Origin of the sequence: Kluyvera intermedia, assembly GCF_021440345.1 — a bacterium.
GTDB classification, from domain to species: Bacteria; Pseudomonadota; Gammaproteobacteria; order Enterobacterales; family Enterobacteriaceae; genus Kluyvera; species Kluyvera intermedia_A.
In genome coordinates this window covers 1-10,657 of the sequence record NZ_JAKCNS010000096.1, presented here as the reverse complement: position 1 = coordinate 10,657, position 10,657 = coordinate 1, and the positions used below count along the sequence as shown (strand labels likewise).

General features: G+C 52.4%; 9 protein-coding genes and 1 pseudogene. All 10 read right to left on the bottom strand.

Annotation, left to right across the window (positions count from 1 at the left end; translation table 11 throughout):
• Positions 1 to 634 precede the first annotated feature (634 nt).
• Positions 635 to 1,416, bottom strand: a pseudogene (locus LZ634_RS20275) (DUF817 domain-containing protein).
• A gap of 149 nt (positions 1,417 to 1,565) precedes the next feature.
• On the bottom strand, positions 1,566 to 2,798 hold the full coding sequence (locus tag LZ634_RS20270; protein WP_234508427.1) for a VasL domain-containing protein: 1,233 nt from the start codon (positions 2,796 to 2,798) through the stop codon (positions 1,566 to 1,568).
• A 172-nt stretch (positions 2,799 to 2,970) separates the two neighbouring features.
• The gene (locus LZ634_RS20265; protein ID WP_234508425.1) at positions 2,971 to 3,876 is read right to left on the bottom strand and encodes a fimbrial protein; all 906 of its coding nucleotides are present in this window, start codon (positions 3,874 to 3,876) and stop codon (positions 2,971 to 2,973) included.
• A 16-nt stretch (positions 3,877 to 3,892) separates the two neighbouring features.
• Positions 3,893 to 4,396 carry a fimbrial protein gene (locus LZ634_RS20260; protein WP_234508422.1) on the bottom strand — a complete coding sequence of 168 codons (504 nt, stop codon included), beginning with the start codon at positions 4,394 to 4,396 and terminating at the stop codon, positions 3,893 to 3,895.
• Positions 4,397 to 4,408: 12 nt separating this feature from the next.
• Complete coding sequence (locus LZ634_RS20255) at positions 4,409 to 4,936, bottom strand: fimbrial protein (protein ID WP_234508420.1); 528 nt, start codon at positions 4,934 to 4,936, stop codon at positions 4,409 to 4,411.
• A gap of 10 nt (positions 4,937 to 4,946) precedes the next feature.
• Positions 4,947 to 7,577, bottom strand: a complete 2,631-nt coding sequence (locus tag LZ634_RS20250; RefSeq protein ID WP_234508418.1) for a fimbrial biogenesis usher protein — start codon at positions 7,575 to 7,577, stop codon at positions 4,947 to 4,949.
• A 74-nt stretch (positions 7,578 to 7,651) separates the two neighbouring features.
• Positions 7,652 to 8,356: a fimbria/pilus periplasmic chaperone gene (locus LZ634_RS20245; RefSeq protein WP_234508416.1), complete on the bottom strand. Its 705-nt coding sequence runs from the start codon at positions 8,354 to 8,356 to the stop codon at positions 7,652 to 7,654.
• Between the two features lie 56 nt (positions 8,357 to 8,412).
• The gene (locus tag LZ634_RS20240) at positions 8,413 to 8,949 is read right to left on the bottom strand and encodes a fimbrial protein (RefSeq protein ID WP_234508414.1); all 537 of its coding nucleotides are present in this window, start codon (positions 8,947 to 8,949) and stop codon (positions 8,413 to 8,415) included.
• A gap of 68 nt (positions 8,950 to 9,017) precedes the next feature.
• A complete protein-coding gene (gene fimA, locus LZ634_RS20235; protein WP_234508413.1) occupies positions 9,018 to 9,569 on the bottom strand; it encodes a type 1 fimbrial major subunit FimA in 552 nt (183 codons plus the stop codon).
• A 155-nt stretch (positions 9,570 to 9,724) separates the two neighbouring features.
• Complete coding sequence (locus tag LZ634_RS20230) at positions 9,725 to 10,051, bottom strand: hypothetical protein (RefSeq protein ID WP_234508411.1); 327 nt, start codon at positions 10,049 to 10,051, stop codon at positions 9,725 to 9,727.
• Between the last annotated feature and the right edge of the window lie 606 nt (positions 10,052 to 10,657).

Below are 10,657 nucleotides of genomic sequence, written 5' to 3'. Positions count from 1 at the left end.
TCAGATACTGCTATCCTCCTGAAATCCTATTAGATAAATTTCTATCCTGTTTATTTTATTAAGAATTATCATTACGACTTTTCTCAATAAATACATCACCCGCGCGATATATACTCTTTGATGCGTTGCCTTACTATCTTCGCCGTTTTGGGATGCCGTATCGGCCATCAACCAAACCGACAAATAACCATCAACAACAAGGCCTTACATCATCGCGCCATCGTCCACATTATGCGATTGTAGAGATTTACCACATAGCCTTAAAACCTCTTCGCACAGAGACTCAATTTTCTGCTCAATGCTGAAGAACCCAAACAAAAGACATTTCGTGGCCTTTATCGCATCTTACCTTACCAGGTAAATCATATCGGTTAGTAACACTCAAACTTAATTCCTTACTACCGGTAAGGCCAATCTACTCGTTATAAACAGCCTGTCAATACTGTATTTAAACACAGTGTTAATCATGTTATTTCATTCTGCATTACATGTAATAATAACGACTTACTGGCCTTTGGTTTGACACATAATGGTAAAGATTAATTGTATTAACCTGAGTCAAATCAAATGCGTGTTTTGAGAATCGCTTTGTCTCAGGTTCTATTATTCGCCGCGCAGCGGCTCATCGCCAAAACTACTGCGCGATATGGATTCGCTTCTTAATATCCTTCAAAAAAAGCGTGATGGTAAATGTCATCATCACCAGCATTGACCATGCTCCCCATTTCCCCACATGCACGGTCGCCCACGCCCCTATCTGATTCGGATATTGCCAGACACCAAACAGCGTACCGAGATTTTCAGCCAGCCATATAAGAAACCAATCAGGATAAAAGCCACCAGCAACGGCATACGGCGAGGTCGGTCATACGGTGTAAAAACGACGCTGGAGCGAGCATAAAGCCCTATCGCCACGCAGGCGATATACCAGCGATAATCGCCGATAAAATGGTGAGTAAAGAAATTGGCGTAGATAGCCAATGAGAGTAAAACCGCGAAGAGAATGGGAGGATGATGACGAATTTTAAGATCAAAGAGACGCCAGCATTGAATAATATAGCTGCCAACGGCGGCGTACATAAATCCGCTGAATAATGGCACCCCGCCAATTTTGCTCCATCCTGCATCGGGATAGTGCCAGGAGCCAATTGCCGATGAGGTTTTGAAGAGCTCGAGCCCGAACCCGAGAAGGTGGAATAGCGTAATCGCCTTCAGCTCATCCCAGGTCTCCAGCCGGGTGGCCACCATGATGAGCTGGATAGCCAGCGCAATCAGCAGCAGGAGATCGTAGCGTGCGATACCCAGTAAACCTGCGCGAGGGACGCAAAATATCGCGAAGAAAAACAGGCCAGCGAAAAGACATGCCCGGAGTTCTTTGATACCAAACCAGAGAAACTCAAGCCCGGCACGCCTCATCCCAGTCAGGTGTGTTACAGGGGGAGTAATCAAAAACGAGTCGATACGGTTGAACACGCCAAATGCCCTCAAACGGCGAAAGATCCAGGAGCTGAAACATAGCATGATTTTACCGCAAGATAATGGCTGAAGGCGCTTAACTACCTGTCTTATCGTGGTAAATCACGCTTGCTATACTCCTGCGCCAGACCATTGAAATGCATTTGGATCTGCTGCTGGGTTGCCAACGATGCCTCGCCCTGCTGGTTTTCAAGAAGGCGCAGTTGTTCTTCTAGTGGCACTGTCTGGCGAAAGCTATTCATCATCTCGTACACGCTGGATTTCAACTCGCTGACGGTGAGGTATCTCCCCTTCTGTCCATCAAGCGTATTTAACTTATCTACCAGCCCCTGAAGCTGCTGCATGCCATCATGCCAGCCTGTCAGTGAGTTTATCGGCAGTGCGCTAGCGGCCAGCTTTTGTTGCCACTGCTGCTGTAGCCGCACCACTTGCGGATTTTCTGGCCATAGCGCATTGGCCTGGCTCAACAGCGAATGACCATACTGTAGCGCCCAATCCACGGGCAATGCCGCAAGGTCATTGAGTTGTGAATCCGCTTGTTTGAGCCAAATGGCGGGATCTGTTTTTTCCCCTTCAGTCTCACGTAAGGTGTTAATTTGTTCAGCGCTGAAGGTCTGAGGTAGCACAGTCATAGAAGCGGTTAATGCTTGAGGTGCGTCATCTGCACGATGCGCATAATTCCAGCCCCAGAGAGCAATGGCGCCGAGTATCAGCGCCGAACAGGCTCCAGCAAGAAACACCGGTACGCGTTTCGGCGGTGGCAGCGTTTCATGAATCACTTCAGCATTCACTTCGGGCTCTGGCTGAATAACGTACACAAGGCGGCTGATTGGCGTAGAAACCGCTTCGGCAGTCGCAGAGGCAAGCGCCTGCGGAGGAAGCACAATCGCAGATGCTGCACCTTCCTGCGGCGATACGTTCTCCAGTCGGGTCAGCGTACTACGAATCTGTTGGATTAACGGGCCAGTCTGGCAGGCATGTTTTAACTCCTGACGCGCAAGAATATCGTTGAGCGCATCCAGCAGCTTTGCGGCCTGCTCCAGAGAGGTTAAATCAGCATGATTTAGCGAAAAGGTGCGAAAAATCTTCTGCAAGCGCTGGAATAATCCGTTGAGGATTTCCGCCCGCGCATGTCTCGGCTGCGGCCACAGCTGCGCCCACTGATGGCTCATTAGTGCATTTAAAATGGCCATCCCTTCATTCAGGCCATTGACGCGCGCCAGATGACAACGTGCCAGGGTGTACCAGGCTGCGGTCTGTAGCTCCACGCCGTTAATTTCAAAAAGCGAAAGCGCCAATGCTTCGACCTGTTTCCAGTTCACGTCCGGCCGCGCAGGATGGGTGACTGCCCCACCATCGGTGTGGAGAAGCAGCCATCGTCATTTATGGAGAGAAAAGTTTGGATGAAAGCAGCGACACGGTAGCACCATAAAGCTTCACTTTTGGAGTTGCGCGCCCTCTTACCATAGCCAGATTATCGGGTAATCATCCCTATCACTGGTACACAAATGTCACCCCGATAATCGACTGCACATTGCCCGCCGTGACCTGCCCCTGAGTCCGCGCATAGTTCGCCGTTAAGCCAAGGCTCACCGCCGACGTGCTGACCATACCGAGCGACACGTTACTGTTCGCCGGGAGAATGCTGCCATTGCGCGTCAACTGCACGCCAATGCCCTGCGCGGGTGAGGCAGAGGCGGTATTGGCGAAGATGGAATGCGCAGAATCAGCCGTCGTACCGGAAAGGTAATAAGCCAGTTTTTGGCTTTGCGCGCAGTAGACCGTCAGTGGGATTGCCGTAGAACCGGGATAGTCCGGTAGCGTCACCGTCACGCTACGCGCCGAAACATCACAGCCGCCCGTTGGCACCACCACATTATTTTTGGCGTAGATATTCCACACAAACTGGAAATCATCGCCGTTTTTATTGTTCGTCTGACGCAATATCAGCACCGCGATGAGCGTCCCAGCGGTAATCGCCACCCCACCCGCAGAGCTTATCGGCGTCAGGTACAGTACCGTTGGCCACGGTTTATCGGTTTTTGAGTTGTAGATAAGCTTTGAGGTTTCAACGGTAGTGGGGAATGGATAGCTCAGCCCATTGTATTTCACCGTACCGGAGAAGCTCGACAAAACCCCACCGTAGGCGGATCCGCGCTGAAGCGTCACGTAGTCGGTGATCGTTTCTGGATAGTCGTTGTGACAGAAAATCTGCGTTGAGAGATCGACCACCAGGTTTTGCCCAACATTCACCGCCGGAGCCAAATCAACGTAGACATTAGCGCTACCGCCACCGATCGGAATAGTGGTTCCACTCGCCGTTTTACAGGCGAACGACCAAGCGTTAAGCGACCAGCCCATCAGCAGTATCGCGCTCATCAGGGTTATCATTTTTTTCATCAATTTATTCTCCTGGTCAGGCGTAGGTGTAGGTGACATTAATCACCGCCTGAATGGTTCCCTGGGTCGCACCACCGTTGACCGACAGCGCTCTGACCTGCAGTGGGAAATGCGCGGACTGCGACGCCTCTTCAACCTGCACAGTCGTTTTGGTACCGGTATTCAAGGTGTTGCCGCTGTTATCCTGTAGCTCTAGCTGGATATTCTTCGCCGTTCCCTGGTTTTTGTAATAACCGGTGCTATCTGACGTTCCGCTAAAGCTGGCGGTAACCCGCGAAGTCCCCACCGGACAGTTGCTGAGATCGAGACCGACGGTATGCCATGCCGATGACGATCCTGCGGCTTTCAGGCTGAAGGTGTAGAGATCGCCAAGCTCGACGGTCGCGTTCACGGTGGAGACCGTGCAGGGTTTTGCCACCACCTTGCCGTTAACGGTGATCGTCACGTCGGCTGCCCGTGGCGCAGAACAAAAAATGCTTAGTGCGGCCGCCAATAGCCATCCGATAGGGATCCGTTGCATCAAAGCCTCCGCTTACTGAAACTCAAGGGTAAAGGTTGCCGTGGCGTTCACATGCCCCGGCGTCACCGGCACCTGCGTCGCCATCAGGCGGGCGTAAAAGTTGAGCGTGTTGCTCTGACCCGGCGTCAGCGTGGTCCACGGAATGGACGACGATGCGGCGTTGATCGGCAGCGTGGTTTGCTGTCCGTTCATGATCTCAATACCCATTCCCGCCGCAGCTGAGGTGCCGCTGTCGAGTTTTAACAAGCGGGTATTGCCGTTATCACTTACGCCGACAAAACCTACCTTTACCGCCGTCACCGAATTGCCGCACGGTGAAAGCACAATGCGAAATGGCACGGGCGGCGTGGTCGCCCCAACGGTACTAAACTGCTTCGCCGCGTTATCCATCAGGTTGACGGTGAAATCTTTGGACTCCCCCGCCACGGCGCAGCCGTTATCTTTGACGTAGCCGCTGATCGTTATGGTGCTGTCGGCGGCGCTCGCATTTGCGGCCACCAGCGCGAGGAAAACGCCTGACAGAAAACCAATTTTGCTCATGAGCCTCTCCTTAGTGGCACACCGCTGAAAGCGGGATCAGAAGCGATTGTTGGCGCTGTTCTGGTACGCGATAGCTCGCCGTACAGCTGGCCGCCGCGCCCTCTCCCCACCGAACCTGCACTTTTCCTTCCGCCGGCATGCCGCTTAAATAGACCTGACCGTTATCCGCAACGATGCTGCTGTTCTGGTTATTGTCGGCAGTAACCATTGCGCCAAAGGGTACTGGTTTACCGCCGCGTGTCAGCGTCATCAGCAGCTTCATCCCGACCTGCGCCTTGAACTCCGCACGCACAATCGCACCGTGGGTTGGCACCACGTTGACCACCGCATCGTCCAGGTCGACGTTATCCGCAAGGGTATTGGTATCTAGCGCGACGCGGTTTTCCCGGTATTCGGTGGCGTAAGGCAGTACGGCGTAGCCGCGCCAATCGGTACGCACCCCGGTCTGGTTCTCCACTTTTGTACCCTCGGCACCCGGTGCTTTGATCAGTACCACTGTGTCATTGAGCGGCTGGCCTAGCGTGATACCGTTGGCATGGGCCAGCACGCCACCGCTCATGCCGTAATAGAGCTGTTTGATACCGTCACTATGGCTGTAGCCGACATTAGCGTTGCCGTAGCCGCCGCGGTAGTTCAGCGCGGCATAGCCCGAGCCGCCGCTATTGCCCTCGCCGCCTCCCGAGTAGCCGGTCTGCACGCTGTAGCTGAGGTTGTTGTCTTCCAGTACCGTGCCGTACAGTCCGGCCAGATTGGTCATCCGCCCTTTAAGATCATTAGACATGCTGTAGCTGGCGCTGGCCTGTCGCCACGCGGAAGCGTTGTCCGAGCGCATCCAGTGGCTGAACGGAATATTCACGTTGACCGCCAGCATCTGATCGCGTCCCTCCTGCCAGGCGCTTTTGGTCAGGCTGTAGCTTAAAGTCCAGTTGATATCGTCGACGGCAGTATTCAGCCCAACCTGCAGCTGTTCATCCGCAGTATTACTCCCCCAGTAGGTCTGATGGCTGCCGCTGACGTACAGCGTCGCGGTACGCCCTAGCTGTTGAGTCACGCTGGCCTGTACTTTGCCGCGTTTGCTGTAGGCCAGGTTGTAGTAGTCGGTGAATGTCGGCTTCACCTGGATGACCCCATCCTGCGTTTCAACGTCATACCCGCTCATCCGGCGGTAGGCGGTATCGGCAAAGCTGAAATAGCCGCGCGTGGAGTAGCGATACCCCACCAGCTGAATGTTGGTGCCCAGCTCACTGAGAGATTTGTTATAGAGAAAGCGTACCGACTGTCCCTGGTGTTTGCTGTCATCGGGGAGCGTGGCGTTGGCCTGGGTGATATCCATCGACAGCGCCCCCCAATCGCCCATATTTTTCCCCAGCCCCATATTGAACGCGCGATAGCGGTCCGCCAGTTGCGTACCGCCGTACAGCGTCCATCCAGCCGGGAGCCCATGTAGCAAGGTGCTTTGGAAGAACGAAGGCTCTTCCTGCTGATCGTTGCCGCTGCGATATTCACCCGCGGTGATGGCGTAACGAGTGTGGCCTTCACGCTGTAAAACCGGTACAGACGAGTAAGGAACGGTGAAATTCTGGCTGCTGCCGTCGGCTTCTTTAATCGACACCTGTAGATCGCCACCGTTGCCCGCAGCATAGAGATCGTTAATGGCGAAAGGACCCGGCGAGACGGTGCTGTGGTAAATCTCATAGCCATTTTGTTTCACCGACACCTGTGCGGTACCGCGTGCAATACCGTGGATCACCGGCGCAAATCCTTTCTGGCTATCCGGCAGCATGTTGTCATCGGAGGCGAGCTGCGCACCGCGAAAGTTAATGCCGTCAAAAACGTCACCGTTGGTATAGCTATCGCCCAGCGTCAAACGTGAGCGTATTGGTGTGATATCGCGCTCAAGCCAGGTGTTAACGTGCTGCCATTTGTTTTCGTTGCTCGATGAGCTTCCGCCGCTGGTATAGCTCCAGGTCGAGTTGTCGCGCAGGCGCCAGGCACCCAGATTCACGCCGCTTTGCAGATTCAGATAGGCATACTGGCTGCTGCCAGCAATGTCATTACGGACGTTGTTGCCGGTGAAGTTGTAATTCAACAGCGCGGCAGTAATCCCGTTGTCCCACAGTTCAGGAGGGATATAGCCGCGCGCCTGGTTGCCCATAAAGGCCTGAGGAATAGTGAGATACAGCCGCTGCTGACCGACATTCAGACGGATAGTGGCGTCCTTAATCATTTCGATTAACGGTACACACGCATCCGCTGCCAGGGCGTTAATTCCACTGACCGCCTCCGCGTTCAGCCCCATACTGACAAGTTGTCCACGCGTCAGACACGGCATCAGCCCATGGCCGTTTTCCCCTGCGCTAAAGGTGACATCGCGCGTGGTCATATAGCCATCATTCATATAGATATCGACACGGTAGGTGCCCGGCGGTAGCTCTTGCCCCTTCTCAAAACTGGAAAGATCGGCCACCGCCGCCGGGTCGTCGGCCAGAAAGCGCGGGTTAAAATAGAGTTCCGCCTGAACCGGAAAGATTGATGTCGCCATGAATAAAATCAGCAGGCCCAGGGCTCCGGCTGAAAGTGGTGCGGAGCGCCGTATGCGCAAGGACTCCAAATGGGCGAGTCCAAATCTCAGATATGACATAGTCCCTCCGGTTCGAAAACGCCCGGCTGTCAGTTCTTATTTTATTGGCGAGGGAATGCTGGGTTCCCCTTCTTTTATTGCATGATGCCTTTCGTACGCGGGGTAAGCGCACCATAGTCATTGATGGTCTTATAGGTAATATCGCTACCCGCATCGCTCGGTAATTTCACCTGCGTTTCACCCATCGGCGGAACCAGCGCATTTTCCAGCACGCGCGTGCCCGCATTCAGTTCAGTCACCGTGAGGAAATAAGGCGTTGGGTTCACCAGCGTGAGCGTGCCCGCACTGCGGCGAAAACGCAGCTTTTCAGCGGCCTGATCTGACGACAAAGCCAGCTTAGCCGGGCGATAATAGAGTTTGATTCGGCTGATAATGGCTAACTGCAGCGTGTTATCACCGAGCTTCGATTTATCCATCGAGGGGATGGCTTTGACGTTCATCCAGAACAGGCTTTCCCGGTCCTGCGGCAGTTGGTTATTGCTAGCATCAAGAATGCGTAGGGTGTTCTCTTTCTTGCCCTGCATAGCGAAAAGCGGCGGCGTCACCACAAAGCGTCCATCTTTAACGCCATCGGCGTTCTCAACCCACGACTGGATCAGGTAAGTGCTACTGTCATCATTGTTGGTGACCGCCAGCGGTACCTGTTTTTGCCCAGCGGGATAAATCACGCGGGTTGCACCCAGCGCCACTCCGGCTTCTGCGCGAGGCGCCATTCCAATGGCGGCTACCATCAGCACTCCAGCCAGTAAGCTGCGCGCCATTGTCCGTGTTTTCTTCATGTATGCCCTTGTTATACTCACCGTTATGTCCTGTCTTCGGTCTGACTGCGGGTTGATTACTGGTAGGTCAATGAGAACCAGGCCTGCGCGTTGGCAATACCGCCGGTGACCTGGCGTTCCGTTGAGCGATACTTCGCGACGAAATGCAGCGTGGTTGGGCCGTCATAGATTTTCGCCCATCGAGTCGGTGAACCGTTCACTGGGATCTGGCTGCCATCACTATCAAACAAGGCCACACCGATACCGGTGGCGATTCCTGTCCCTTCTCCCACGGAAAGCACATCGGGATCCTTACCATCGGCAACGCCATGAAAGGAGACGCCGACGTGTTGACTAACCGTCGTACTACAGTCAACAAGATGAATATCAAAAGGAACCGGGCTGGCATCTTCCCCTGCCGCACGAAATCGCTGACTGCTGATTTGCCCCATGTTCACCGTCATCAGACGATCGCCAGCGTCGACGCTGCAGGATTCAGCAACAATCTCTCCCTGAAAGCGCATTCCCCCGCCGGGTACCGTGACGTTCCAGTGATTCCCCGCCAGCACGGTCGTTGGCAGCAGCAAAATCAACCACAGCTTCTCCCTTCCCATTGTGATCACCTCCGTTCCATCGCGGTTAATGAGCCGTCCTGGCTCAGATGGCCTCCATGCCAGATGTATTACTGGTACTGCACTTTGAAGGTCGCATCCGCGTTAGCGGTACCGGCAGTTGCCGCACCCGTTGCGAAGTAACGAGCCTGGAACGGAATGACGTTAGTGCCATCGTTCAGGGTGGTTGCCGCGCTGAAGGTTGCGCCGTCCAGCGCCAGAGGTGTGCCTTTGTTATCGAGGATCTGCACACCGACGTTGGTTGCGCTACCGGCCGCAGAACCCTGCAGAGCCAGTACGGTGTTGTTGGTGGTATCTACCGCGTTACCGGAGAAAGCAACGGATGCTTTGGTGGAAACGCTGGTGTCACAATCGTCCAGCTGAATGTTAAAACCGACGGACGAGCTGGTGCTGCCAGCCGTTGCCAGTTTTGCGGAACGCACCTGGCCCATCTGTACAGTCTGATCAACGGAACCCGCATCAACCGCACAAGCGGCGTTGACGACTTCACCTTTGAAATGCACCGTACCGCCGTTGACCGTGACAGGATCCGCAGCCAACGCCGCCGTCGAAGCCAGGGACAGAGCAGAGATGACAACCAGCGCAGCTTTATTAATTCCCATGAAACTAACTCCTTATTAATTGAGAATGTTATTCTCATCTTGTTAAAAGCAATGTTGGGCCCTGACGCCAGATGAATAATCTGCCGCGCATGGATGATTAATGCGAAAACCAACACTCCCCAGTAGCAATTTGGCCTGAACATCGGCCACCACAATCACCATCTCCGGTTTAATTTTGAGATATCCAGATAAAATGACATGGTGGCTGCATTATTTCCCAGCAGACCAAACATTTTTTTCGTTTTCTGCCTTAAATAATAGATATGCTTCTCATTGAACCCGGCAATTTCATTTATTTGCGATACAGAATATCCTTCGCAGAAATAGCGAAATACAATAAGCTCCCGTTCAGAGAATTCCCTCTGATTAAAAATAGACTCACTTGCCTCATACAGGCATGAGTACAGCTCTGCAAAGCTTATCTTCTCAGGGATGAGCCATGGAAACGGCCCCTGAAAAGCATAATCGGAAGAAACATCCATTTTGTATAACAGTATGATTCGGCAGTGAGAACTACGTGAAGCTAATAAACTGAGTATGCGGTGTCTTTCTACAACGTCAGAAATATAAACTACAATGACATCACTGACGGATGTTCGTAAGTAACACTGCGACTGCAATTGCCAGGAATGGATTATTGAAACGTTTCCATCCTGAATAACTTCATCATCTTGTAATGCAAAAAGGAAAAAACTGTTATCCGAGATAATACACTTTCTCATATATTACCCCAACATCCTGGTCAGACTTTATTTAGCATCCATGTTACATAATGCTAAAACCCTACTATCCAAACACCAGACGATTATATACACAGCAGCTATATATCGTCAAAAACGATCAATTAGTTATTACTGATAGTTATTATCTATTAATTTAGCGGATATGGATCGCCTTGATCGATCAATTATTTAATAAAAACAGGTAGATCAAGTAAATAGACAATTTAATTTTAGGATTTTTCCAATAATAAGAAATTATTCGTATTGCTGTGTATCGATGAGGGATTGTAATGTTATGTAAAGATTATGTTTGAATTCATAATTTAACTTAATTGTTACACATTGGTGGTGATGCTGCCAACTTAC

Excerpts from the sequence above, each read along its gene's own strand:
- LZ634_RS20265 (WP_234508425.1), bottom strand. The coding sequence starts at position 3,876 with ATGAAAAAAATGATAACCCTGATGAGCGCGATACTGCTGATGGGCTGG.
- LZ634_RS20260 (WP_234508422.1), bottom strand. The coding sequence starts at position 4,396 with ATGCAACGGATCCCTATCGGATGGCTATTGGCGGCCGCACTAAGCATT.
- LZ634_RS20255 (WP_234508420.1), bottom strand. The coding sequence starts at position 4,936 with ATGAGCAAAATTGGTTTTCTGTCAGGCGTTTTCCTCGCGCTGGTGGCC.
- LZ634_RS20250 (WP_234508418.1), bottom strand. The coding sequence starts at position 7,577 with ATGTCATATCTGAGATTTGGACTCGCCCATTTGGAGTCCTTGCGCATA.
- LZ634_RS20245 (WP_234508416.1), bottom strand. The coding sequence starts at position 8,356 with ATGAAGAAAACACGGACAATGGCGCGCAGCTTACTGGCTGGAGTGCTG.
- LZ634_RS20240 (WP_234508414.1), bottom strand. The coding sequence starts at position 8,949 with ATGGGAAGGGAGAAGCTGTGGTTGATTTTGCTGCTGCCAACGACCGTG.
- fimA (WP_234508413.1), bottom strand. The coding sequence starts at position 9,569 with ATGGGAATTAATAAAGCTGCGCTGGTTGTCATCTCTGCTCTGTCCCTG.
- LZ634_RS20230 (WP_234508411.1), bottom strand. The coding sequence starts at position 10,051 with ATGGATGTTTCTTCCGATTATGCTTTTCAGGGGCCGTTTCCATGGCTC.